Genomic DNA, 24,234 nt, shown 5'->3' with positions numbered 1-24,234 from the left:
GCTTTTTCCTCAGGCTCGCGGATTATCATTAGAATCTGGCGCGGCATCATAGGCCCGCGCCTCAATAGCCTGGGAAATATCCTCAGCCATCTTTAACGTGCGCACCATCACCGGCACGGCGATGGCGATAATACTGTGGTCCAGCCCGCGCGCTTTTTGCGCTTCCCGCACGTCGACCGTGATCGCCGCCAGCACCGGAATAAAGCGCATCGCCAGCGCCAGCGCGAGGCTGACTTTCGCCGGATTAATGCCAAGAAAGCGCAGCCAGCCCAGGCTTTTTTCCAGCGCGGCGATCATCGCCGAACTGCGCGTGGTCAGCGTGATTAATGCCGCTGCGAGGATCAGTGCCGCCAGCCGTACCACCACCAGCACACCTGCTGGCCAGCTCACTAATAAGCCCTGTACCACAAACAGCAGCAGTAGCACCGGCCACAGTGGTTTCACCTGACGCAGCAGCAAACGCCATGACAGCCCGGCCAGGAGATAGAGCAGCACCACCAGCAGCGCTACCGCCCCGGTCAGCCACAGCTGCGGCAGAAGGAACAGCGCAGTACCGGTGCACGCCAGCAGCAGCAGTTTGATCACCGGCGGCGTGCGATGAATCAGGGTGTGACCCGGTTGATAGTCGCTGCTGGTCATGACATGCGCGCCACATAAGCCGGTATGGCCACGGCGGGAACGTCATCCACTACCACCTGGCCCTGTTCGAAGACCAGCACGCGGTCAAAGTGTTGCAGGAACTCGAGATCGTGTGAAACCACAATCGCCTTCTGATCCAGCTCATCAATAGCCTGAGCAATGCGTCGTTTATTACGCAGGTCGAGCAGCGTCGTCGGCTCATCAAACACGATGTAGTCTGGTTCCATAACCAGTACGCCAGAAATTGCCATCAGCTGTTTTTGACCGCCGCTAAGCAGATGCGCCGGATGCTGACGGAAGTCCTGCATATCGTAACGCGCCAGCACCGCCTCAATGCGCTGCTCAATCACCGCTTTGCTGAGACCAAGATTTTTCATGCCGAAGGCGAGATCTTCTTCCACCAGCGGCAGCACTATCTGGTTATCTGGGTTTTGGAAGACAAACCCCACTTTACGTCGTACCGCTTTGCCTGCTTTACGGGTGTTCAGACCATCCACCACCACATCGCCCTGCTGCGGTACCAACAGGCCATTGAGCAGGCGGACAAAGGTGCTTTTACCGCAGCCATTGCTGCCGACAATCCCGACGCGCTTTTCATCGATATTCAGCGACAGGTTGCGCAATACATTGCGCTCACCAAAGCTGTGGCTGACGTCTTTAATCTCAATCATTTCAGGATTTCTACTTTTTCACCGCCGGACGATAGACCCGTCCCAGCACTAATTTCTCGATGTGTGCCGCTGGCGACAGAGACAGAATAAAGGCGATAGATTTACAGATGTCTTCCGGTTGCAGCATCTCTTCTGCTGTTAGCCCGGAGCCTGCGGACATGTCGGTGTCCACCACGTCCGGGCACAGCACGCTGACTTTAATCCCCTGCCCGGCCAGCTCGCGACTGAGCGACAAACTGTAGCCCACCAGCGCATGTTTACTGGCCGCGTACCCGGCGATGCTGCCATAGGCTTGCACGCCGCTCAGCGAAGAGAGATTGAAGATATGCGACCGGCCAGCATGACGTAACGCCGGTAGGGCCAACTGACACAGGTGATGTACCGCCGTGACGTTGACGTCGAGCATCGCGCTGAAATCGGGCAGCAGCGCCTTGCTCGATCCGGGCCGGAAAATTCCCGCCGCGTTAACCAGCACATCAATTTTGTGCAGCTGGCTCAGCGCTGGCGTCAGCACTTCCGCCGTCGCCACCGGATCGCTGAGATCCACGGCCAGCAGGGTGACTTGCTGTCCCAACTGCTCATGCAGGCTGGCAGCAAAGCGCTCAAGCCGTTGATCGTCACGCGCCACCAGCAGCAGCGAATAGCCCTGCGCCCAAAAATGGCGTGCCACCGCAGCGCCAATACCCCGACTCGCCCCGGTTATCAGGGCCATTTTCTTACTCATCGCCCCTCCGGCGCTAAGTTGTCAACCAAAGTGGACCATAATACGTTAACCGTGGCGGGGATGCAGGGGGTTTTGGTAAAAAACAGGCAATGTGAACGGGGGATATTGATAAAATATGTGCGTAGAAAACCCGAGAAAAGATGTGCCTTTTTGGCATGAACTGAGCAGTAAGTTAAGTAAAAACAGGATGTTTAATGCCCAGTACAGAATATTTGGATCAGATAGTAGTAAAGAATAAGCAACTCTACGCGGAATTAGAACAACTGAGAATAGTAGTCGAAAACAGAGCACTGTCTGCTCTGGAACAGCGTGCAGCAGAACGGGTGTTATACCTGGCAATCCTATCAGCGCTGGGCATAGCCAAACACTGGGCAAAGAAGCCAGCTTGGTTTGCTCCACAAGATGCTTACCAGGCTTTTGAGATACTGGTACAGAAAGGAAATCAGCCTATGGAGAGCCTGACGTCCTGGCGAAAAGTTATCGGTTTACGTAATGCACTGGTGCATGACTACCTGAATACTGATCCTGAGATTGTGCGTAGCGTTATCGGACAGGGGTATTACGAGCAGTTATTCACATTCGCTGAACAAGGAATAGACTGGCTGGCACAAGCTCAGTAAAGAGAAAGATTTCGAGGATCAGTGCCTTAAATGTCGAGCAGGCACCCGGCAAGTTTGTTCGCTGGATGCCTTTCAGTTTTAAGCGGAAAGTCCCGCCGCCACAGCCAGTGCTTTCTCCGCTGTGGCAAGGAAATCAGGAGCCGGTTTGTAAGAAGTATGAATCAGGTGGATTGCGCCATTAATGGTCGCCACTCCCACAGTTTGCTCCCCTTCTGTGCCGATCAATACGCTTGGCCCCCACAGGGATTCCAGTTTGACGTGGCCGAACTCCTGCGCGAATGGCAACACGCCAAGATTCGAAATCAGAATGTCGGGCGCGCAAATTTCACGGTCAAATTTCACCTTATCCGGCAGATGATTATTTTCCATGATCTCCTGCACCAGATGGATTAATGCCGCCATACCTGGCCGCTCACGGTAGGCATTGAGATCGTCCGTGACCGCGCGGGCAATGTTCCAAAACTCTGCCGCATTGCCCGCTGCATAATCGTAGGTCGGAAACAGCGCGAGGAAGCTCAGCCCATAGTCGAGATCGGCATATTTACGCGCATCGATGGGTGTACAAATCCTTACCGGTAAACCGCTCCACCCTGGTGAGCTATGGAGTGCAATAGCCACCGCCGCAGACAGTGCACCATGTACCGTCGTGTGCTCCTGTTTGGAACGGGTGCGAATTGCCTGAGACAGTTCCTTCGACAATTTCAGCCGTTGAATTTTCAGCTGCGCTAAGCTGCGCTCCGCATAAGGCATGGGGTTTGGCAGCAGCGCTGGCGGATTAATATTTCCCGCAGGCTCATTAGGTTGCAGACAAATATCTTCAATCGAAGGCAACAAGGGCAGCGCAGGCAGATTTTTTCCGGCTAATGTCTCCAGCACATCGTGAATGAAATACGTCAGCGAGCGGCCATCGGCGATAGAGTGATGCGCAGTCATAATCAATACGCAGCGATCTTCGCTATATAACAGCGTTGCCTTCAATAACGCCACATCACCAAAACCAAAGGGTGCGGCGAATTCGCGCTCCAGCTCACGCTCGATGGAGGTGACTTTATTTAACCGCGCAACCCGCAGGGGAATAGTGACGTGGGGATCGTGAAAGAAATGCAGCCGATCGCCATTGTGCTTATCAACACGAATATTCGCTAAAGGATGCCGGGCCTGGACTTTTTTCAGCGCATTGGCCCACTCCTCTACCGAGGTTTCCCCGCTGACTTCAGCGGTAATCGAGAAGTGTTTCGGGCTGGTGGTATCAACTTGCCAGGCATAATTTTCCAGTGCGCCGAGCGGGCGCAAAGGGTGAGAAATTAACTCGTCTTGCGATGTATTTACCATTTATCTGTCCACATGAATGTTTAAATTTAAACATACAACAGCTGTATACAGAGATAACTGATATATGAGCTGTAACCCGTTGCAATACGAAATTAATACTAATCCTGTTTTGCACTAAGCGACAAGTTATTTTAATTTTTTTATTTGGTGATAATACCAACATCAAATCATTCATTATCTAATTAAGAGGTACCTTATTAATTTCATTGGCTTGATACTTATAGGGTTTATATCTCAAGCCGCTGCCTGATGTTAATAAACATTTCTTTGCTGATGAAATGCAATTTCAATAATTACTGGTGTAACTGTTTATTTTAATAGAAGGTTTTATTCACTTCGATAATGTAGGTATTAAAATCGGATAGCGTCGGATGTAAGCGGATGTTTTTCGGATTTTACCCGGCGTGGGTTTGGTTTTAGCGGGTTAGCTTCGCTAATCTGTACCGGTCAGGGGCGATGTTGTGGGGGTGCGATGAGCCAGCTGAGCCGGTCCTGAGCAAGAACGCGGGGTATATGGCAAGCATAGTGATGAAAATCGTCAATGCCCTCCAGTTCTGAAAGGACTTTTCGCAGCAATTTAATCAATTTAGACATCATCATCACAAAATTTCATATTTAAAACGGAAATATAATCTGATTTTTATCATCAGTCATAGCCCCATACTCCTGTCCTTGCAGCTTCTACAATCATTTTTATCGTTAGCGGCTCAGGGGTGGAATAATCCGTTTTCAGACTACGCGGTAGAATAAAGTTAGGCAAAAATGGGATACCGATCTGTGGGAAGTATTTGTTCCACTCGATACGCGTAAAATCAATGCTATAAACGTCCGCGATTTTTTCTAACAGATCCCAGACATCTTCTGGCACTGTGGCTTGCTTTCCGATATTTAGAGCACTGTCTAAAGTCAGATCTTTGGCAGAGAGTTCTTTTTGTATAAAGGCCAGTATTTCGTTATCCAGGTTCATACTCTATGCTCCGGTTTTACGATGAGATTGAATCGTTTGATGCTATTCCAGGTAATTTTAGTTACGTCATATGCTGTTATAGCAACACCGAGCCATGGTAGCCAGCGCCCGATTAGTCCGCCAAGGCTGTTGGTCCTGGCCCATTGACCATTTAGCATAGTCTTCCATGTTGGTGATCTCCAGCTCGAACTTAAGCGGTGTTTAATCATTGTTCTCATTGCTAAAGATAACGCACTAGTACCTTTAGTTGTTCTCTTCGCATCCAGTTTCCCTCTGGTCTTTATTAACGGCATGCCGCCAATAATTAAGGCTAATGCAAAAACATCTTGAACATTAAGTTGTTTGCTCGCCTCGTCAACCACAATCCAGAATGCTAGTTCACCTTCCGTTAGATTAAACATACCAGCAAAAAAGTAACTACCATCTCCTAAACCTTCAAAAGTATCCATGTTATACCCTTAGTAAATTAAGGTGATTAACCTTACTCGAATAAAAAATACCATGTCTAGATTTAACAACGAAGCATAATGGTAAATTTTGTAGTTTTTTAGGGGTTCTACTTAATAGTTTTCGTTAGGTTTCTAGTGCTAATCACAATTAAAAAAACCATTGTTTTATATCAAAAAATCCATGAAATTCGCGAGTGGTAATTATATTAAACATACTAATTTAATTTTTAACTCTAAGTAGAAATCATGATTTAAAACAAAAATAGACGTATTAAAAAGAAACATATTTTACAAAGCTGAGAAAAATCCCAATCCACTAAATGCAAAAAACCCCGCCGAAGCGAGGGTTTTCAAATTTTGGTGCCCAAACCCAGAATCGAACCAAAAAAACAGGGATTTTCAATCGCGTGTTAACCCGTTCCTGTCAGTAACTCTGACTCTGTTTTCAATTTCACTGACGCCAATAACTGCTGGGTGTAAGCATGTACAGGGCGCTGCCAGATTTGCTGGTGATCGCCTTGTTCCACCATCTCGCCTTGATACATCACCATGACCCGGTCAGCGATGTAGCGCACCACGGCCAAATCATGCGAAATAAACAGCAACGATAGGTTGCGTTGTTGTTTAAGGCTGACAAGTAAATTCAGTATCTGCGCCTGTACCGACACATCCAAAGCTGACACCGGTTCATCACATATCAGTAAGTCCGGATTCAGTATTAACGCACGTGCAATACCAATGCGCTGACGCTGGCCGCCAGAAAATTCATGGGGATAGCGCGTCAGTGCTCGCGAGGATAACCCCACTTGATCGATGATCTCTTTTACCGCTTGCTGCTGCTCGGCTCGTGAGCCTCGGCCATGAACTTTCAGCGGTGTACGCAAAATTTCTTCAACCGAATGACGTGGATTCAGTGAGGAAAACGGATCCTGAAAAATCATTTGGATACGAGAACGCCATGTTGCACGCTGCCGATGATTGAGCGAGTCCATGCGTTGACCGGAAAAGTGAATTTCTCCGCTATCAGGTTTAAGCAATCCCAACAGCAGGCGTGACAGTGTCGATTTCCCGCAGCCCGATTCACCCACCAGTCCCAGCGTTTCACCTGAGCGAATGTGCAATGAAACATCACGTACAGAAGCGCTGCCCGGTGGCATCGTAGGGTAACGGAAACAGAGCTTATCCAGCACCAGGAGCGGCTCGGCCTGTGTATCGACGGCGGGTAATGTTAATGCATCGGGTGTGATCAGACGGGGTGGTCCCTCAACTTGATGCACGATTTCGGTCAAGCGGCGCTGTCGATAGTGCGGTGTCTCTCCAGCATGTAAAGAGGCGGCCAGTAAGCCACGGCTGTAAGGATGCTGCGGCTGGTGGAACAGTGCAGTCTTGCTGCTCTCCTCAACTTTGACACCCCGGTACATTACAGCCACCCGATCGGCATATTGCTCGACCAATCCTAAATCATGGGTAATGAACAGCACGCTCATGCCAAGTTCGCGTCGCAGTTTATGCAACAATTCGAGAATCTGGCGTTGAACCGTAGCATCCAGTGCCGTGGTGGGTTCATCAGCAATCAGCAGTTTTGGCTCACAAGCGATGGCCATAGCGATCATAATGCGCTGGCGTTGCCCACCGGAAAAATGGTGCGGATAATCATCAATTCGCTGTTGAGCATTGGCGATATTGACCTGTTCAAGCAGCGTAATGGCCCGTTGTCGCGCTGAGTACCTGTCAACACCTAAATGTAACTGCACCGTCTCGGCCAGCTGTTGGCCTACCGTCAGCACTGGATTCAGTGACGTCATAGGGTCTTGAAAGATCATAGCGATCGATTTGCCACGCAGTTTGCGTAATGTCGCATCCGGCTGAGCCAGCAAATTCAACCCTTGATAGTGAATTTCCCCTTCCAGCACGGCTGATGACGGCGTCAAACAGAGAGCGGCCAAGGCACTGATTGATTTTCCGCTGCCGGACTCACCCACCAGCGCCAGCATCTCGCCGGGCTGTACACTAAGGTTGAGGTCTTGTACCGCATAATGCGATCCAAAGCGGGCGGAAAAATGACGATATTCCAGAATGGCGCTCATTTTGCCGCTCCTTGACGACGGGGATTCAGCCGGTCATTGAGTACATCCCCCAACAGGTTTAAGGCTAAAATGGTGGCGGCCAGTGCACTTCCGGGTAATACAGCCAGATACCAGGCATTTTGTAGTGACTGACGACCATCACCAATCATGCCCCCCCAACTGATGCGGTTGGGATCGCTAAAGCCAAGAAAACCCAACGAGGACTCAGTGAGAATCGCGCTAGCCATCATGACGGACAGCGTCACAATCAGCGTGGGCAGCAGGTTGGGTAATAGTTCGCGGAACAGAATACGCACCGGGCCATAGCCCAATGTTTGCGCCGCCAGAATAAACTCTTGATGGCGCAGCAAACGGCATTCTGCACGTACTAACCTGGCGATCATTGGCCAACTGGCCACGCCAATGGCACCGGCAATATAGTTCACGCTGGGTTGGCCTATCGCGACTAACACCACAACCAGCAGAAAGGCTGGGAAGGTTTGAAACAGTTCGCTGATACGCGTGATGATGCGGTCAGTTTTACCGCCGAAATAGCCCGCACTGGCACCCGCGATTAAACCCAGCACCAGGCTCACCATCACCGCGATGACACCAATCTGCAGGGATACACGTGCACCGTGGAAAATGCCCGCGGCCACATCGCGGCCCAGCGAGTCAGTACCAAGGGGAAATTGCGGGTCATCACCCGGCCAGAGAAACGGTTGTGCCACCATCTCCAGTGGGTCGCCGGGATAGAGTGTACCGGCCAGCAGAGCCATCAAGAGTACGCTTGCCAGTAACAAACCACCGACCCAGGCTTCAAGCGAGCGGAAGAAACCACGCCACTGTATTAGTCCCGACAGGGATAAGGTCAGAGCTCTCATCCACGCCCCTCCATTCGGGGATCAATCAGACTTTGCAGCACGTCCACTAACACATTGACGATCACCACCATAAATGCCGACAGCAAGAGAATGCCCAGCACCACGTTGAAGTCACGTGCCACTATTGCTTCCATGGCAAGGCTACCCAACCCCGGCCAGCTAAATACCGTCTCAATCACTGCGGCACCCCCGAGCAAATTGCCAAAATAAAGGCCTGCTACAGTGGTGACTGGGGTTAAGGCACATCGCAACATATGACGGATGACAATGCGCCAGGGAGTCAGGCCTTTCGCCCGTGCGGTACGGATAAAGTCCTGATCGGCAACATCCAGCAAAGCACTGCGTGTCAGGCGTGCATAGATAGCGATGAAGTAGCTGCTGAGTGCCAGAACCGGCAACAAGGCATGTTTGAGTTTATCCAGCAATGCGGCGCCAGTGGAGAGATGGGCACCTATGGTCTGATTCCCGCCACTGGGTAACCAATTGAGTTGAACAGAGAAAAGCAGTAGCACCAGTAAACCAATCCAAAAGCCAGGCAGTGAGTAGAGCAGCAGATTCACCAGTGTCAGTAAGCGGTCCGGCCATTTGTTAGCCCACACAGCCATTATGATGCCGAAGCCAATGCCCACCAGCAGAGCCAACGCCTGCGCCAGTATCATTAACAACAGCGTATCCGACAGGCGTCCGAGAATCAGTGTGGTCACATCAGTACCAAAGCGTGGCGAGTAGCCGAGGCTGAGGTGCGCCAGGTGCCAAAGGTAGTTCCAAAATTGAGTTAACACGGGCTGGTCAAGGCCGTATTCAGCCCGCAGCCAGGCCATGGTTTCGGCGGATGCGCTACCAGATTGGCTCGCCATCACATCCACCACATCACCCGGTACACATTGCAGTAATATAAACACCACTAGCACAATACCCAGTGCAGCTGGAACCGCCTGAATAAGTGCGCCCCGCAAGGCAACGAGGACACGTTTAGTGCTGCGCGATAGTGCAAGCGTGGTTTGATGGTCTGTAGCATGGCCGCGTGACATCAAAGGGTCCATTGTGCCCCCCGATCCCAATGCGGCGGTCGCAGTGCGGCCTGAAAACCGTTCACCAGGGTAAGGGTATCGTAGACCGGTAAGCCAAAGTGCTGTTGTAACAGTGCGCTGAAAGGGGCCAGGTTGGTGCATTCCAGAAGCAGTGCGCCGCTGGCGGGAAAGCGTTGGAGTGCTGCGGATGCGGCGCTAATCACCTCATCAGCCAACGTTTCCCAGCGCACGCTACTGTCTCCCTCTCGTATAGATCGGACAAATTCAGAATCAGGTGGCATGCCCGCAACCTGTGCATCAGCGGGAATGCCGACGCGAGTCAGGTAATCGGCTTTTAGGGTGCTCTCGTCAAACGTCAAAATCAGTGGTGGACGATTGGCCGGGAGAATCTGACGCAGGCTCACGTATTGCAACAGGCTGCTGGTGACGATAGGCACGGGAGACCAGGCAGCCAGCTCTTGCTGGTACCAGGACAAGTAGCCGCAGCTGGTGGTTAGCCCGTCAACGCCCTGGTCAATCAACGTTTGCGCCGCACGTTTAAAGGGCTCGAGTAATTGATGTTCCCCCAGGTGTCCCATGCGCTGTGGAATAGCTTCCTCAACCACTTGATACCGAACCGGAAACGACCAGGTTTGTGGGTTACCAATGTCACCCTGATAGCGACGAAATGCCGTTTTGACCATCAAAATGCCAATGGTCGCCGGTTGGAATACGGAGTGGGCCATACGTTGGTTCCCTGAAAAGCGCTGAAGATATGATGAGATTTGACGTTAACAAAGGGGAGAAGTATGCAAAATGAATTAAATTCGCAAAACTTTCCCGTTTCTTAGAAAAAGAAAGCCGGCAAAAATTATTGACGGCTTTTGACGCTGGGCGACATTATTTTTCTGACTTGTCTAACCAGACACTGGATGAATTTCCCTCTAAGCCATCGGCGGTGGGGGAATCATCGTGAACATGTATACTGCGAATAGTAATGAATTGGGGAGATGCCAGACTAATATCAGGTAATTCGCGCTGTACAATATCCTGGAACTGTTGGAATTCGGCAGCACGCTTTGCTGGATCGTTTTCGGTCTGCGCTGCTTCCAACAGTCGGTCAACCTCAGGGTTTTGGTAGTGTGAAATATTGGTGAAAGGCACGCCTGGGCGATAATTTTTTGACCAATACAGACGCTGAACGCCCACGGTCGGATCGTACAAGTTGGCGTACTGGTCAATAGAGAAGGCAAAATCGCGCTGGGTAAACACGCGGTTGGCATAGGTGGAGAGATCCTGGGATCGCAGCGTGACAGCGATACCAACACGTGCCAGCGCGGAACGCACAAATTCAGCATTGCGGCGGAATGTGTCGTCAAAAGTGCTGTAATCCAGCGTGACGCGCAAACGCACGCCGTCTTCACCTTTTTTATAGCCCGCTTCATCTAACAATGTGTTCGCTGCCGCCAGGTCATACTGATAGGGCGAAGGTTTATTGCTGTGGAAGGCTTTAAGGTTAGGGCCAATCGGGGTTTCCGTTGGGGTGGCGTAGCCAAAATAGACCACGTTCAACAGTGCCTTACGATTGATACTGTGCGCAATGGCCTGACGCACCCGCAGATCTTTGAACACTTTGTCATCCAAATTGAAGTGGATGGAGGCCACACTGTTGGAGTAGTTATAGCCCTGAGTTTCAAAGTTTAATTTCGGATTTGCCTGCAGGCGTTTAAGTTCACTGAGCGCCACCGGGGTACGGTAGCCGATATCAGCTTGTCCTGTTTGCAGTGCGAGAGATCGCACGGTGGGGTCAGTGGAGAATTTCACTACTAACTGATCTATATAAGGTTTTGGCGCATCCCAATAATGGGGGTTGCGCTTATACAGAATGTAGCTGCCACGCTCCCATTTCTCGAAGATATACGGCCCCGTACCAATCGGCGCATTGTTATTCGGGTTTTTTAGCACATCGCCATTTTCGTAAATATGTTTAGGCAAAATCGGAGTTTCACCTGCGGCAAATGCAGTGATCAGATAGGGTGCAGGATGGCTTAACACCAGCACCGCCGTGAGATCGTCTGGCGTTTCGATGTGGTCAACGTTGGCGAAGGTGGATTTGGCACGCGGATGGGTCTTCTTCAGCAAGTCCAGTGAAAAAGCGACATCGGCTGAGGTGAAGGGCTGGCCATCATGCCATTTCACGCCTTTGCGGAGATGGAAAGTATAACGCTTGCCATCAGGACTTATCTCCCATGAAGTCGCCAACTGTGGCAGGGGATGGAGGTTATAATCGTAGGTCAGTAGACCTTCATTGACTTTAGCACTGGTCGCGATAACTGGCTGCGCTACGGTGGCTAACGCCACTAATGCAGAAGGTTCACTGGGTAAAATCAACGTTAATGTGCCACCTTTTTGTGGCGTTTCAGCTTCCACTGAAATAATACTAAGCATTCCCATTAGTGTAATAAATAAAAACGGAGTTAATCGCCGTAATATGTTCATTGTGCCAACCCTTTGTTGAAAATAATAAGTATGTTACAGGCTTAGCGAAATTAGCAGGCGGGTTGAAATTTGACTATTAACTAAAATGGATTTGGATTACCGAAAAAGTGTGATGGTATTTGTGCCAGAAATGGTAATGCTGCCAACCTATTGATTCAGTTGATGACGGACGAATGGCCGTAGTATGAGTAACGTCTGAAGGGAAACTGCACGTAATAAGTAAGCATTATACGCAGCGTATCGAGCGGCATAACCTTGAAGCTCAGGAGTAATCCTGAATCAAATTTATCAGGGTTTGATATTTAAACGGATTTTCCTTTACAGATCGTTGGCAGAGCCGCAAAAATCCCAAACCCCAAAATGCAAAAACCCCCGCCGAAGCGAGGGTTTCAAATTTTGGTGCCCGAACCCGGAATCGAACCAGGGACACGGGGATTTTCAATCCCCTGCTCTACCGACTGAGCTATTCGGGCAACGGGGCGCATTAAACCCTAACTGGCCGGGAGCGTCAAACGCTTTTCGTCAGTTCTGCGCTGACTGCTCTCTTTTACAGCAAACTGGCGCGAAATGGTTCAAAAACCCACCATGCCCTGCGCTCAGAATTGCCACTAGCTCAGGCAGCTTGCAGCATGATCCCCCACCAAAAACAACGCCACCGTGTTTCTACGGTGGCGTTGTTGATAAGCAGAACAGAGTTCAGTGCTGCGCAGGAGTTCGCTTACTGATCGCTGGTGGTGGAGTCATCTCCCGGCGTTGCGGGCTGGCTCGCATCCGCTGGCGCGACCTGTGGCGGTAAGAAAATGTGGTCCATAATCTGACGCATCAGCGGCGCTGCGGTGACGCCATCGCTACCGCCGTTCTCCAGAATCAGGGCGATGGCGACTTTCGGGCTGTTAAACGGCGCGAAGGCGGTATAGAAGATGTGGTCGCGCAGACGAATCGGGATCATCTTCGCGTTATACACCTGGTTCTGTCGCAGGCTAAACACCTGCGAGGTTCCACTCTTCGCGGCAATGCCGTAAGGCGCGGTGTGGAAATACTTATAGCCGGTCCCGTTTGGCGCATTCGCCATGCCAAACATTGCATGACGCACCAGGGACCAGTAAGGCGATTTCGGATCGCCAATCTGTGGTTCAGCGGCTTTCGGCTGGTACATCTCCACGCTGTTACCTAACTGCGCTTTCTCCAGCAGATGCGGCGTAATCACCTTACCGTTGTTGATTAACGCCACCATGGCTTTAACCATCTGAATCGGTGTGGCGATCCAGTAACCCTGGCCGATCCCCACCGAAACAGTATCACCCTGATACCAGCCCTTTTTATGCACCTTCATCTTCCACTCGCGGCTTGGCAGCAGGCCGTTATATTCCTCATGCAGATCGATGCCGGTGGATTGACCATAGCCAAACTGGCTTAACATGGTGTGGATACGGTCGATCCCCATCATGTAGGCCACCTGATAGAAGAAGGTATCCGCCGACTCCTCAATCGCCCGGGTCACATCCAGCATGCCGTGGCCGCTCTTTTTCCAGTCGCGATATTTACGATCGGTGCCCGGCAGCGTCCAGGTTGGCGCACCAAAGAAGCTGGTTTGTGGCGTGATCACGCCGGTCAGCAGCGCTGACATCGCCATATACGGTTTCACCGTCGACGCTGGTGGGTAGAGACCCTGCGTCACACGGTTGATCAGCGGCAGGTTCTTATCCTGCAACAGGCTCTTGTAATCTTTGTAGCTGATCCCCTTCACAAACGGATTCGGATCGTAGCTCGGCGCGGAAACCATCGCCAACACCGAAGCATCATGAGGGTCTTCTACCAGAACCGCCGCACGCTGCCCAACCAGCAGGCTCTCAATATACTGTTGCAGATGCAGGTCCAGCGTCAGGGTGATGTTCTTCCCGGCCACCGGCGGCACCTCTTTCAGAACCCGAACTACGCGGCCATGGTTGTCCACTTCCACTTCTTTATAGCCGGGTTTTCCGTGCAGCAGGCTTTCGTAGTAGCCTTCAATGCCCTGCTTACCAATGTTGTGGTCCGCAGCATACTCCTCACCGATACCCTCAGCATTCAGACGCTTAAAGTCGTTATCGTTGATCTTCGACACGTAGCCCACCACGTGTGCCAAATCAGCGCCGTAAGGGTACTCACGATCCTGATAGCTATCGATGCTGACGCCTTCGAAGCGGAACTGATTAATGGCAAAACGCGCCACTTCTTCATCCGTCAGCTCCTCTTTCAGCACCACGGGCTTATAGCGGCTGCTCTGCTTCAGGGTGTGCATAAAGGTATCGATCTCATCGGGCGTGAGATCGACCAGCGGCGTTAGCTGTTTCAGCAACGCCTGCATATCGGTGATTTTGTACGGCATCAGCGAAATGGCATACCAGGTGACGTTTTTCACCAGCGGGATGCCATTACGGTCGTAGATCAACCCACGCGTCGGCGCGATAGGGATCATTTTGATGTCGTTCTGGTTAGAACGGGTCTGATAATAGCTGTGATCGCGTACCTGTAACCGCCAGAGGTTAACGCCCAGAATAGTGAAACAGCTTACCACCAGCATAAAAGCCACCACCGCACGGCGGATGAACAGCTTTTCTTCGGCTTCAAAATTACGGAAATTCATTGGAATGTTTATTTGATTCTTCGTTGTCGCGCCAATGATACGGACTCAGGCCACCAGCAGACAGCAGGAAGATGCTTAAGGGCGGGGAAAAGTGTGACATTTTGTTGAGACGCAATATCAACGAGGGGGCAAAAATGCCCCCTGCGACGGATTAATCCTGCAACAACATATTGGCAACTAAGCGGATATTCCCCTGCTCATCGGCCTGGTTATATACGCCCTGCAACTCCGGCGAGAAGCCAGGTAGCTGATTGATGCCCTCTTCCAGCGCGAGGAAGTAGCGCTGCACCGCCCCGCCCCAAACCTCACCAGGCACCACGCACAACACACCCGGCGGATACGGCAGCGCCCCTTCCGCCGCCACACGCCCTGCGGCATCCGCAATGGCGACCAGCTCAACGTCACCGCGAATGTAGGACTGATGCGCATCCTGAGGATTCACCTTAACCGCTGGCAGGCTCTCCTGGCGGAACATCGCCTTTTGCAGATCTTTCACGTCATGATTGACGTAGAGATCGTGCATCTCCTGACACAGACGACGTAATGTGTAGCCCTGATAACGCGCCGCATTTTTGCGGTACACGGTCGGCAGCACCTCTTCCAACAGCGCATCGTCTTTCACGTGTTGCTCAAACTGCACCAGTTTCGCTACCAATAGCGCCATTTTCTCGGCACTTTCGGCAGGGGTTAACAGGAACAGGATCGAGTTGAGGTCGCACTTTTCCGGCACAATGCCATTTTCACGCAGGTAGTTCGCCAGAATGGTGGCGGGAATACCAAACTCGGTGTATTTGCCGCTGGAGGCGTCAATACCCGGCGTGGTGAGCAGCAGCTTGCAGGGATCAACCAGATACTGATCGCGCGCATAGCCTTCAAATCCGTGCCATTTTGCCCCAGGTTCGAAGCTAAAGTACGCAGGATCGGCAGCGATAGTTTCCGTGTCCGCATCCTGCCACGGCTTGCCATGAACCTGTTCTGGCAAGAAAGGTTTGATCATTTCACAGCGGGAAAGAATCGCTTTACGCGCGCCAATCCCCAGCGTAACGCACTCATGCCACAAACGACGTCCTGCCGGGCCCTGATGCATTTTGGCGTTCACATCCAGCGCAGCGAACAACGGATAGAACGGGCTGGTGGAGGCGTGCAGCATAAAGGCATTGTTCAACCGCTTGTGCGGGCAAAAACGTTTTTGCCCACGAATGTGGTTATCTTTTTTGTGGATCTGCGAAGTCTGCGAGAAACCCGCCAGCTGTTTGTGTACGGACTGCGTCACAAAAATGCCAGGATCGTTTTCATTGAGATCGAGCAGCAGCGGGGAACCCGCTTCCATCACCGGAATAAACTGCTCATAGCCCACCCACGCGGAATCAAACAGGATGTAGTCACACAGATGGCCGATGCGATCGACCACCTGGCGTGCGTTGTACACCGTGCCGTCGTAGGTGCCGAGCTGAATAATCGCCAGGCGGAACGGGCGAGCCTCGGTGGCGCGCTGTGGCGCTACTGCCTCAATCTGCTTGCGCAGATAGGCTTCATCGAAACAGTGCGCATCAATGCCACCAATAAAGCCAAACGGGTTACGCGCCGCTTCAAGATAAACCGGCGTAGCGCCTGCCTGAATCAGCGCACCGTGGTGGTTCGACTTGTGATTGTTGCGGTCAAACAGCACCAGATCGCCACGCGTCAGCAGGGCGTTGGTCACCACTTTATTGGCGCTGGAAGTGCCGTTGAGCACGAAATAGGTTTTATCGGCGTTAAACACTTTCGCGGCAAATTTCTGCGCATCCTTGGCGGAGCCTTCATGGATGAGGAGATCGCCCAGTTTGACATCGGCGTTGCACATGTCTGAACGAAAGACATTTTCGCCGTAGAAATTAAAGAACTGGCGGCCTGCCGGGTGCTTTTTGAAAAACGCGCCGCCCTGATGACCAGGACAGGCAAAGGTGCTGTTCTGCATCGCCACATATTTGGTCAGCGTGTCAAAGAACGGCGGCAACAGCGCACTTTCATAAGCATGAGCAGCCGCTTCCAGTGCGGCAACATCGGCCGCACTACCACTGTAAGCCTGGCAGCCTTCAGGCAGGACTGGCCACTGTTCCGGGTGAGCAAGAGCAACAAATACCGGCAGATTAAAACCGGTATGGCGTAACAGCGCCAGCACGCCGCTGCGCGAATCGGCCAGAGAGACGACAACTGCCGCCACATCCGTGAAGTCGGTATTATCCAGCGTTACAACCTGGCGTGCAGTAATCAGTTCATGCGCCACCAGGACGCTGGCGGCAATTTTCAGTGGTTTCATAGCACAAATCCCTAGCGGTCAAGGATGAGTGGGTGCCAATGGCACAGCAATGAGGAAGATTCCCCGGCGAATAACGTCACAAGGCAGCGTGCGTAACAGAATGGCAGCCGCAACCGATAGACATCAGTAAAGCCAGAACAGCTCTGTCTTTACTCATGTCCAACAGAGAACGTCAGGCTGGCCTCACCGCATGGTGAGAAAGGGGATCGCTGGATTACAGCCAGAAGGACGCCCGATGCGCTTTCGAAGCACAGCTCGGCAACAAGTGCTGACAACAAGCATTGTACCGGACATAGCGGCGTCCTCTGTGAAGGGTGGATGACAGTAAAAAAACAGGCGCAATGATGTCATCTTTTTTTTAGTCGAACAACCCATTGCACGGCAAATAGTTATCACATTCCACAAAATGCAACACATTGATAATTAAACACTTAATCTTAACAGCGAAACCAAAAGTGTTTATTTATCTTTAACTTACGCAAAATTATGCACTTTTACCTCATTCACTACTGCTGTGCAGCTGCACAAAATCCCACACCTGGCATTGCCGGGTATCACTTGAGTGAAAAGCGGACAATAATGATAATCGCTCGCATTCAATTAGTGGAATAATTACAGTTAAATCAATAATATATCGTGAAGTTTTTTTCTTATTTCTCTTTCTCTTTTTCGCCGTAATGGTGCATAATTCCACCACTGCTTACTGCACATAAAATAGACAAATTTGAGGAAATGCCCATGCTGACGCCTGACATGATTTCACGCCTGAACGCGCAACTGAATCTTGAGTTCTTCTCTGCCAACCTCTACCTGCAAATGAGCGCCTGGTGTGCTGACAAAGGTCTGGAAGGCGCAGCGGCATTTATGAAAGAGCACTCACGCGAAGAGATGCAGCACATGCATCGTCTGTTCGACTACCTGAGCGATACCGGTGCGCTGCCACTGTTAGGCGCAATCGAAGCACCACCTATCGCCTGGGACTCGATCAAGCAACTGCTGGAGCAGGCGCTGGACCACGAGAAACTGATCACTGCGCGCATCAATGAACTGGCGCACGCCGCCATCACCACGCAGGACTACTCAACCTTTAACTTCCTGCAGTGGTACGTGGCAGAGCAGCACGAAGAAGAGAAGCTGTTCAAAACCGTGCTGGATAAACTGGCTATCGTCGGTAACAGCGGTGACGGCCTGTTCCTGCTCGACAAAGAGCTGGGCCGCATGGAAACCCATCAGGACGGCAGCGCCTCCTGATAGCAAAACCGGCCCTCTCAGGGCCGGTTTTCTTATTGCTTATTCACTTTCGTCGCTATCCAGCTTTTTTAAGCGCTGCTCCGAAGGCTGCGGGCGTCCAAACAGATAGCCCTGAAACAGCGTACATCCCTCTTCCTGTAGCTTCGCAAACTGCTCACTGTTTTCTACCCCTTCCGCGGTGATCTGAATATCCAGACTACGGCTCATGCCGGTAATCGCCCGGATAATCGCTAACGCCTCGCGGCTATCGCCCATGTCGTTGATAAACGACTTATCGATTTTGATCTTATCGAACGGGAATGAACGCAGGTAGCTCAGTGAAGAGTAACCGGTGCCGAAATCATCCAGCGCAATTTTCACCCCCAGCGCTTTCAGGCTATTCAGCGTGCGGATGTTGCCGAGGTTATCGTCCAGCAATACCGACTCGGTAATCTCCAGTTCCAGACGCTGTGGCTCCAGGCCCGATTCGCGTAACGCCCCTTCCACCACCGAGAGCAACGAACTGTTTTTAAATTGCAGTGGCGAGAGGTTGACTGAGACGGACTGCTGCCCTTCCCAACTGGCGGCTTCACGGCAGGCTTCATACAGCGCATAGGCACCGAGCATATGAATTAAGCCGGTCTCTTCGGCAACGTGGATGAAGTCATTCGGCATGATCACGCCCTTAACCGGGTGGTGCCAACGCATCAGCGCTTCATAGCCAATAATGGTGTGCTGGTCGCCGTTGGTAATCGGCTGATAATAGAGTTTTAACTGGCGATTGCTCAGCGCATCGCGCAAGTCGTTTTCAATCAAACGTCGGCTGCGCGCAATATCATCCATCTCCAGCGTAAAGTGCTCGAAGCGGTTACGCCCGTTACGCTTGGCCTCATACAGCGCCATGTCTGCACAACGCAGCATCTGTTCTGGCGTGTTGATATCCGGGGTGCTGAGCACAATCCCGACGCTCAGCCCCACTGAGAGGTTATTGCCTTCAATATTAACCGGCGGACGGATCACCTCAATCAGACGCTGTGCCACCACGCTGGCTTCTGCTTCACTCTGGACACAGGGCAGAACGATGGCGAACTCATCGCCGCCGATACGTGCCAGGGTATCCTGATCGCGTAGGGTATTGCGCAAGCGCTTCGCCACCGCGCGCAGCAATTCATCGCCAACCTGATGGCCCAACGCATCGTTAACGTTTTTAAAGTTGTCGAGATCGAGGCATAACGTAGCGTTGCTGCGCCGATCTTCGCTGCGCAGCGCTTCGCTCAGACGCTGGCGGAACAGGATGCGGTTTGGCAGGCTGGTGAGGTTATCGTGGTGCGCCATGTGGTGAATGCGGGCATCTGCGGCACGCTGATCCGTCACATCTTCAACGATCAGCATCAGGTAGTTTTGCAGCGCATCTTCGCCATTGATGGAGGTAGCTTTGGTGTGCAGAATCCGCTCGCCTCGCGCGGTGAGTAGCAGTTGCTCACGCTCATGCACCCCTTCATTGCGCAACGCAACATCCCCGAGGCTGTTGAAATAGTCACTCAGTTCCGCACTCATGCATTCATGGGGACGATGGTGCACGATCAGTGACTTTGGCACACTGAACAGCTGCAACGCTTTATCGTTCACCAGCAAAATTTCTCGCGTAATAGCATCTTCCACAATCACGCTGGAGGGAATATTGGCGATGATATTGTCGAGAAATTTCGACAGCGCTGACATTTTGGCGCTCTGCTTTTCTGCCAGCTCTTTGGCCTTGAGCTGCTCCTGTTCCCAGGCGCGGCGTTCGGTAATATCACGGGTGATCTTGGCAAATCCAATCAGCGTGCCGTCGTCATCGTGAATGGCATCAATCACCACGTGCGCCCAAAAGGCGGAGCCATCTTTACGGTAGCGCAGCCCCTGGGTTTCGAAACGCCCCTGGGTCGCAGCAATCTCTAATCCGCGTTGTGGCACACCCTGTTGGCGATCCTCTGCGCTGTAAAACAGGGCAAAGTTTTTGCCGACGATCTCCTCGGCCACATAGCCTTTAGCACGTTGCGCACCCGCATTCCAGTTCGCTACGGTACCATCAGGTTCCAGCATATAGATGGCATAATCAATCACGCTCTGAACGAGCATGCGGTACATAATATCAGCGTTTTTATCCATTCTTCTTCTTGCCTGTTGCTGCGTAGCCCTTGATACCGGCGATATGCATTAAGAATACTCCTAACTTACCGTCAGCATTAAGCATAACATTCACAAAAAATTAGCGTGATTATTAACCGTTATGCTAGTTTCATGCAGCAATTATCGGCACTGTTTAAAAAATATTCAGAGCCAGAAGACGGAAAAACAGGCGATTGCGGGGCGTCTTGTTGGAATCAGGCCTGCCAGGGCAGTATGCCTTGCGGCAGATGACGGGAAAGGCGCGCCGTCAGCCACATCAGCAGCAGCACAACGCCAATCATCAGGCAGCCCACCGCCGCTGCCAGTGGAGCAGAACCACCTTCATCGAGGAAAATGATCATAGGTCCCAGGGTTTGTGTTGACGAGGTGACTAACAGCACCGAGACCTGAATTTCATTCAGCGCGGTAAGAAACACCAATAGCGCTCCTGCCAGCGCGGGAGGTGCCACCAGCGGCAGTAAAATATCCCACATTCGGCGCAGAAAACCGGCTCCCGCCAGACGTGCAGCTTCATCCAGCGCAGGTTCAATACGGGCAAATCCCGCCAGCGTGGGGCGGAGAACCAGCGCCAAAAAGTTCGCCAGATAGGCGGCCAGGATTATCCAGTAGGTACCATAAAGCGAAACATTGAGCAGCGGCAGCGGGCGCAGGAAAAACAGCAGCGCCGCAACGCCAGTCACGATCCCTGGCAGTGCATAAGTCAGTTCGCTGGCAAACCACAATCCGCGTACCAACAGGGTGCGCTGCCAACTGAGGAAGAACGCCAGAAACAGTGCCATCACCGTCAGGATTACCGCTGCAACGCTGGTTAATGCCAGGCTGGTGAGAAAGGCCTGGCGGATCGCCGGATAGCCCCATAATGCCTGCTGGAAATTCTCGAAGGTCAGCGTCTGCCAGGTGAGTGCCTGACCGAAGCCACGCGTCAGCGCCGTGGTCAGTAAAGCCGAAAGCGGCAGTAATAGCGTCACCAGCATCCACAGCCAGGCAATCGCTTCACACGGCAGCCGCGCGCGTCCCAGCGGCTGGTGCCAGGGCCGTAACGACCCACTGACGCGCACATCGCGCCGCCCACCCAACCAACCACTGATCCCCATGCCACCCAGGGTGATCGCTGCGATCAGCAGCGAATAGACGGCGGTATTTGGCAATGCAGTGGGACCAATAGCATTAAGCTGCTGATAGACCAGCGTAATCAGCGTTGGGATGCGGGCCGGAATACCCAGCATCGCCTGAATACCAAAATTGCCCACGCTGGCAACAAACGTCAGGGCGGCGGCGGCAAAAATCGTCGGACGCGCCAGCGGCAGGATCACGGTATAGGCAATTTGCCACGGCGAAGCCCCGCTGATGCGTGCCGCCTCAACCAGTTCCGCCGGAAGACGCCGCAGTCCGGCGCGTACCGTCACAAAGACCAGAGGGGCATTATGCAAACCAAGCAGCAGCACCATGCCCCACCACGAATACAGCGGTTGTTCACCAGGCGCAAACCACGGCAGCCCCAAAGAGTGAAACAGCGTAGCCAACAGGCTGCCTGGAGCCAGACCCTGCAACCACGCCAGCGCCGTCACCTGCGGCGGGATCATCAACGGCAGAATAAAGGCAAACACCCATACCGTTTTGCCACGCAGATCGCTTAGCGCCACCAGCCAGGCGGCCAGCGTGCCGAGGAGCAGCGATAACAAGGTTGCCGCTACCCCCAGGCCTAGCGTGTTCAAAGTGGCAGAAACGACCATGGGCGCGCTGAGAAAGCGCAGTAAATGCGCGAGTTCAGGCGTGCCCTGGGGTGCCAGTGCCGTCCAGATCAAACGGAGAAAAGGCGCGACCGAGAGCAGAGCGATAATCACAATCAGCAGCATCAAGACCAGGGGTTCGGCCCGCGGTCGCCACCGCAGACACTTCACTGATTTTTGCCGCCACTCTACGCTCTGCACGCTCATCTCAGCCTCCAAACAGTGCGGTGAATTTGTCACGCACGCTGGCATCTTCCGCTATCGCTTTGGCGATATCCGGCGTCAGGAGCTTGATGTTGTCCAACGGAGTAAAACCGGCTGGCGTAGGAATACGATCGTCCAGTGGACGGTTACCCTGCTCAACCACTAGCTGTTGTCCTTTTTCTGACAGCAGGAAATTCACAAACGCTTTGGCCGCTGGCAGATTATGGGCAGATTTCAGGATGGCAACCGGCTCAGTCACGTAGGAGACCCCTTCCTGCGGATAGACCAGATCGATGGGCGAGCCTTTTTTCTTCGCCAGAATAATATCGGCGTCAGTGACGATACCGTACTTATCCAGCCCGCTGGCGACCGCCTTGATTGCCGGGCCATTGCCGCCTTGAGGCGCCACACCTAACGCCGCCAGTTGCTGATAGAAGTTCCAGCCAATTGCTGGGGTGTTGATATCGGTGTGGAGCTTATACAGCGCAGCCCCGGAATAGAGCGGGCTGGGCATGGCGATCTGCCCTTTATTTTCCGCTACCGCCAGCGCTTTCCAGCTCTTCACCGGTTTGGCATGTTCGGTGTTGTAAGCAATAACGGTGGCGATAATTTTGGTGCCAAACCAGGTTTTATCCTTGTCGTAGAAAGAGGGATTGATATGGCTCACCGGCGCATCCGGGTACGCATACAGTTGCCCTTCGGCTTTCAGCGAACCCAGGTTGATCGCATCTGCGACCAGCAGAACATCCGCTTTCGCACCTCCACTCAGCATCTCCGTGTGCAGCACATTCATCAGTTGAGTGGTGCCGTTGCGCGTCCACTCCACCTTGATATTCGGATAGGCCGCTTTAAACGCGTCCATTGTCTGTTGGGCTATTTCGGGAGCCTGAGAGGTGTAAACCACCAGCGTGCCCGCAGGTGCGTCGTCAGCCATTGCCGTGCCAGAGAGCAAGATGCCAGAGGTGATTAAAAGTGCATTAAGCGTTGTGCGCATCGCCTTTTCCATTGAGTAAACGATCGGTTAACAGGGAAGGATCCAGCCATCGCGCACGGCCACACCCAGTGTGTCCCCCGCGACGGGCAAAACAGTGTCATTGAGCATCAGCGTCAGGCTGACGTCGGGGTGCGCCAGGGGCGTCACATTGATCTGGTAGCCGCTGCCCCGATAGATCACCCGCTGAACCAGAGCGGTAAACTGCGGCTCACCGGGCGCAGCCACGGCAAAATCCACCGCATGAAAACTGGCCTGTGCTTCAGCTTGTACTCCCTGTTGTGGCGAGCAGCGCAGTGAAGTGCGTAAACCACACAGCGTGACAAAAGCGCGCCCGTTATGCTGTGGCTCTATCTCCGAGACCGGCAAGATACGGCCATCATCAATAAAACGGGCCACCATGGCGTTGGCGGGCTCGCGCCACAAGATCTGCGGCGTGGCGAACTGCATCACACGCCCGGCATCCAGCACCACGATGCGATCGGCCAGCGCCATCGCTTCCTGTTGGTCGTGGGTGATGTAAATCAGCGTGGCATGGCTGTGTTGATGGAAACGGCGAAACTCCTCTTCCATGGTGGTGCGCAGGTGGACATCCAGGTTGGCGAGTGGCTCGTCCAGTAGCACCAGCGTTGGCTTTGCCACCAGGCAACGTGCCAGCGCCACGCGCTGCCGCTGGCCGCCGGAGAGATCGGCAGGCTGGCGTTGGGCAAACGGCTCCAGCCCTACCAGCGCTAACGCCTGCTGAGTCCGCGTTTCACGCTCCGCACGGGCAACACCGCTGACTTTAAGACTGTAAGCCACGTTTTCCGCCACGGTCATGTGCGGCCACAGCGCATAGCTTTGAAAGACAACGCCCAGGTTACGCGCTTCCGGAGGAAGGTGGTGTTTGTGTCCAGCGAACTGGCGATCGCCAACGTGGATCTCGCCGCTGTCGAGCGTCTCAAAACCGGCGATCAACCGCAGCAACGTAGTTTTGCCACAGCCAGAGGGGCCAAGAATGGCGATGAATTCACCCGCATTGATCTGTAAGGAGATATCTTGCAGTACCGGCTGGGCGGCAAAAGATTTGTGCAGTGCGGTCAGGGTTATGCCTGCCATGCTTTGGGGCCTCTGGCGTCAGA

Annotated in this window: 19 protein-coding genes, 1 tRNA gene and 1 pseudogene; 3 read left to right on the top strand and 18 right to left on the bottom strand. The window is 52.8% G+C overall.

The features are described from left to right. Positions 1–9: 9 nt before the first annotated feature. The 3 genes from B880_RS0111695 to B880_RS0111685 are packed head-to-tail and all read right to left on the bottom strand — an operon-like array spanning position 10 to position 2,034. Positions 10–639 (bottom strand): energy-coupling factor transporter transmembrane component T family protein, encoded by a 630-nt coding sequence (locus B880_RS0111695; protein WP_017347598.1) that lies wholly within the window; start codon positions 637–639, stop codon positions 10–12. Further along, positions 636–1,310 carry an energy-coupling factor ABC transporter ATP-binding protein gene (locus B880_RS0111690; protein WP_017347597.1) on the bottom strand — a complete coding sequence of 225 codons (675 nt, stop codon included), beginning with the start codon at positions 1,308–1,310 and terminating at the stop codon, positions 636–638. The genes B880_RS0111695 and B880_RS0111690 overlap by 4 nt, the downstream gene beginning before the upstream one ends. A 10-nt stretch (positions 1,311–1,320) precedes the next feature. Next, entirely contained in the window at positions 1,321–2,034 is a 714-nt protein-coding gene (locus tag B880_RS0111685; RefSeq protein WP_017347596.1) for an SDR family oxidoreductase, read from the bottom strand. A gap of 194 nt (positions 2,035–2,228) precedes the next feature. Between B880_RS0111685 and hepT the strand changes: the two genes are divergently transcribed. Further along, positions 2,229–2,654, top strand: coding sequence for a type VII toxin-antitoxin system HepT family RNase toxin (gene hepT, locus B880_RS0111680; protein ID WP_017347595.1), 426 nt, complete (start codon positions 2,229–2,231; stop codon positions 2,652–2,654). A 78-nt stretch (positions 2,655–2,732) separates the two neighbouring features. On the opposite strand, the gene B880_RS0111675 is transcribed toward hepT, so the two are convergent. From B880_RS0111675 to B880_RS0111635, 8 genes are all read right to left on the bottom strand, one after another. Next, positions 2,733–3,986 carry a condensation domain-containing protein gene (locus B880_RS0111675; RefSeq protein ID WP_017347594.1) on the bottom strand — a complete coding sequence of 418 codons (1,254 nt, stop codon included), beginning with the start codon at positions 3,984–3,986 and terminating at the stop codon, positions 2,733–2,735. A 646-nt stretch (positions 3,987–4,632) separates the two neighbouring features. Further along, positions 4,633–4,953 carry a DUF1493 family protein gene (locus tag B880_RS0111665; protein WP_017347592.1) on the bottom strand — a complete coding sequence of 107 codons (321 nt, stop codon included), beginning with the start codon at positions 4,951–4,953 and terminating at the stop codon, positions 4,633–4,635. Then, positions 4,950–5,402 carry an STM2901 family protein gene (locus B880_RS0111660; RefSeq protein ID WP_017347591.1) on the bottom strand — a complete coding sequence of 151 codons (453 nt, stop codon included), beginning with the start codon at positions 5,400–5,402 and terminating at the stop codon, positions 4,950–4,952. The genes B880_RS0111665 and B880_RS0111660 overlap by 4 nt, the downstream gene beginning before the upstream one ends. Before the next feature lie 410 nt (positions 5,403–5,812). Continuing rightward, positions 5,813–7,489 (bottom strand): ABC transporter ATP-binding protein, encoded by a 1,677-nt coding sequence (locus B880_RS0111655; protein ID WP_017347590.1) that lies wholly within the window; start codon positions 7,487–7,489, stop codon positions 5,813–5,815. After that, complete coding sequence (locus B880_RS24985) at positions 7,486–8,352, bottom strand: ABC transporter permease (protein WP_017347589.1); 867 nt, start codon at positions 8,350–8,352, stop codon at positions 7,486–7,488. Before B880_RS24985 ends, B880_RS0111655 begins: the two co-directional genes overlap by 4 nt. Continuing rightward, positions 8,349–9,395, bottom strand: coding sequence for an ABC transporter permease (locus B880_RS0111645; protein WP_237761011.1), 1,047 nt, complete (start codon positions 9,393–9,395; stop codon positions 8,349–8,351). Before B880_RS0111645 ends, B880_RS24985 begins: the two co-directional genes overlap by 4 nt. Beyond that, a complete protein-coding gene (locus B880_RS0111640) occupies positions 9,383–10,108 on the bottom strand; it encodes a hypothetical protein (RefSeq protein WP_017347587.1) in 726 nt (241 codons plus the stop codon). The genes B880_RS0111645 and B880_RS0111640 overlap by 13 nt, the downstream gene beginning before the upstream one ends. A gap of 154 nt (positions 10,109–10,262) precedes the next feature. Then, complete coding sequence (locus B880_RS0111635) at positions 10,263–11,810, bottom strand: ABC transporter substrate-binding protein (RefSeq protein ID WP_017347586.1); 1,548 nt, start codon at positions 11,808–11,810, stop codon at positions 10,263–10,265. A gap of 254 nt (positions 11,811–12,064) precedes the next feature. On the opposite strand from B880_RS0111635, the pseudogene B880_RS27365 reads away from it, so the two are divergent. Beyond that, positions 12,065–12,133 (top strand): annotated as a pseudogene (locus B880_RS27365) (IS1 family transposase); the annotation flags it as partial. 125 nt (positions 12,134–12,258) lie between these two features. On the opposite strand, the gene B880_RS0111630 reads toward B880_RS27365, so the two are convergent. From B880_RS0111630 to B880_RS0111615, 3 genes are all read right to left on the bottom strand, one after another. Beyond that, a tRNA-Phe gene (locus tag B880_RS0111630) sits at positions 12,259–12,334 on the bottom strand. Positions 12,335–12,579: 245 nt separating this feature from the next. Beyond that, on the bottom strand, positions 12,580–14,487 hold the full coding sequence (gene mrdA, locus B880_RS0111625) for a penicillin-binding protein 2 (protein ID WP_017347585.1): 1,908 nt from the start codon (positions 14,485–14,487) through the stop codon (positions 12,580–12,582). Between the two features lie 151 nt (positions 14,488–14,638). Next, on the bottom strand, positions 14,639–16,786 hold the full coding sequence (locus B880_RS0111615) for an ornithine decarboxylase (protein WP_017347584.1): 2,148 nt from the start codon (positions 16,784–16,786) through the stop codon (positions 14,639–14,641). Positions 16,787–17,524: 738 nt separating this feature from the next. Here B880_RS0111615 and ftnA point away from each other — a divergent pair. Next, a complete protein-coding gene (ftnA, locus tag B880_RS0111610) occupies positions 17,525–18,037 on the top strand; it encodes a non-heme ferritin (RefSeq protein WP_017347583.1) in 513 nt (170 codons plus the stop codon). 39 nt (positions 18,038–18,076) lie between these two features. Here ftnA and B880_RS0111605 read toward each other — a convergent pair whose 3' ends face one another. From B880_RS0111605 to B880_RS0111590, 4 genes are all read right to left on the bottom strand, one after another. Then, entirely contained in the window at positions 18,077–20,167 is a 2,091-nt protein-coding gene (locus B880_RS0111605; protein WP_017347582.1) for a sensor domain-containing protein, read from the bottom strand. A 215-nt stretch (positions 20,168–20,382) separates the two neighbouring features. After that, positions 20,383–22,125: an ABC transporter permease gene (locus B880_RS0111600; protein ID WP_017347581.1), complete on the bottom strand. Its 1,743-nt coding sequence runs from the start codon at positions 22,123–22,125 to the stop codon at positions 20,383–20,385. A gap of 1 nt (position 22,126) precedes the next feature. Beyond that, positions 22,127–23,128, bottom strand: a complete 1,002-nt coding sequence (locus B880_RS0111595) for an ABC transporter substrate-binding protein (RefSeq protein WP_026042591.1) — start codon at positions 23,126–23,128, stop codon at positions 22,127–22,129. 15 nt (positions 23,129–23,143) lie between these two features. Continuing rightward, the gene (locus B880_RS0111590) at positions 23,144–24,211 is read right to left on the bottom strand and encodes an ABC transporter ATP-binding protein (protein WP_017347579.1); all 1,068 of its coding nucleotides are present in this window, start codon (positions 24,209–24,211) and stop codon (positions 23,144–23,146) included. Positions 24,212–24,234 lie beyond the last annotated feature (23 nt).

Origin of the sequence: Pantoea sp. A4 (assembly GCF_000295955.2) — a bacterium.
GTDB classification, from domain to species: Bacteria; Pseudomonadota; Gammaproteobacteria; order Enterobacterales; family Enterobacteriaceae; genus Pantoea; species Pantoea multigeneris.
Note: the sequence above shows the minus strand (reverse complement) of the source record. Positions and strands in the feature narration are given on the sequence as shown.

Bases quoted from the DNA above. Each gene is read 5' to 3' on its own strand.
- B880_RS0111655 (WP_017347590.1), bottom strand. From the start codon at position 7,489: ATGAGCGCCATTCTGGAATATCGTCATTTTTCCGCCCGCTTTGGATCG.
- B880_RS0111595 (WP_026042591.1), bottom strand. From the start codon at position 23,128: ATGGAAAAGGCGATGCGCACAACGCTTAATGCACTTTTAATCACCTCT.
- B880_RS24985 (WP_017347589.1), bottom strand. From the start codon at position 8,352: ATGAGAGCTCTGACCTTATCCCTGTCGGGACTAATACAGTGGCGTGGT.
- B880_RS0111695 (WP_017347598.1), bottom strand. From the start codon at position 639: ATGACCAGCAGCGACTATCAACCGGGTCACACCCTGATTCATCGCACG.
- B880_RS0111675 (WP_017347594.1), bottom strand. From the start codon at position 3,986: ATGGTAAATACATCGCAAGACGAGTTAATTTCTCACCCTTTGCGCCCG.
- B880_RS0111605 (WP_017347582.1), bottom strand. From the start codon at position 20,167: ATGGATAAAAACGCTGATATTATGTACCGCATGCTCGTTCAGAGCGTG.
- B880_RS0111645 (WP_237761011.1), bottom strand. From the start codon at position 9,395: ATGGACCCTTTGATGTCACGCGGCCATGCTACAGACCATCAAACCACG.
- ftnA (WP_017347583.1), top strand. From the start codon at position 17,525: ATGCTGACGCCTGACATGATTTCACGCCTGAACGCGCAACTGAATCTT.
- B880_RS0111665 (WP_017347592.1), bottom strand. From the start codon at position 4,953: ATGAACCTGGATAACGAAATACTGGCCTTTATACAAAAAGAACTCTCT.
- B880_RS0111600 (WP_017347581.1), bottom strand. From the start codon at position 22,125: ATGAGCGTGCAGAGCGTAGAGTGGCGGCAAAAATCAGTGAAGTGTCTG.
- B880_RS0111635 (WP_017347586.1), bottom strand. From the start codon at position 11,810: ATGCTTAGTATTATTTCAGTGGAAGCTGAAACGCCACAAAAAGGTGGC.
- B880_RS0111685 (WP_017347596.1), bottom strand. From the start codon at position 2,034: ATGAGTAAGAAAATGGCCCTGATAACCGGGGCGAGTCGGGGTATTGGC.
- B880_RS0111615 (WP_017347584.1), bottom strand. From the start codon at position 16,786: ATGAAACCACTGAAAATTGCCGCCAGCGTCCTGGTGGCGCATGAACTG.
- B880_RS0111590 (WP_017347579.1), bottom strand. From the start codon at position 24,211: ATGGCAGGCATAACCCTGACCGCACTGCACAAATCTTTTGCCGCCCAG.
- mrdA (WP_017347585.1), bottom strand. From the start codon at position 14,487: ATGAATTTCCGTAATTTTGAAGCCGAAGAAAAGCTGTTCATCCGCCGT.
- hepT (WP_017347595.1), top strand. From the start codon at position 2,229: ATGCCCAGTACAGAATATTTGGATCAGATAGTAGTAAAGAATAAGCAA.
- B880_RS0111660 (WP_017347591.1), bottom strand. From the start codon at position 5,402: ATGGATACTTTTGAAGGTTTAGGAGATGGTAGTTACTTTTTTGCTGGT.
- B880_RS0111690 (WP_017347597.1), bottom strand. From the start codon at position 1,310: ATGATTGAGATTAAAGACGTCAGCCACAGCTTTGGTGAGCGCAATGTA.
- B880_RS0111640 (WP_017347587.1), bottom strand. From the start codon at position 10,108: ATGGCCCACTCCGTATTCCAACCGGCGACCATTGGCATTTTGATGGTC.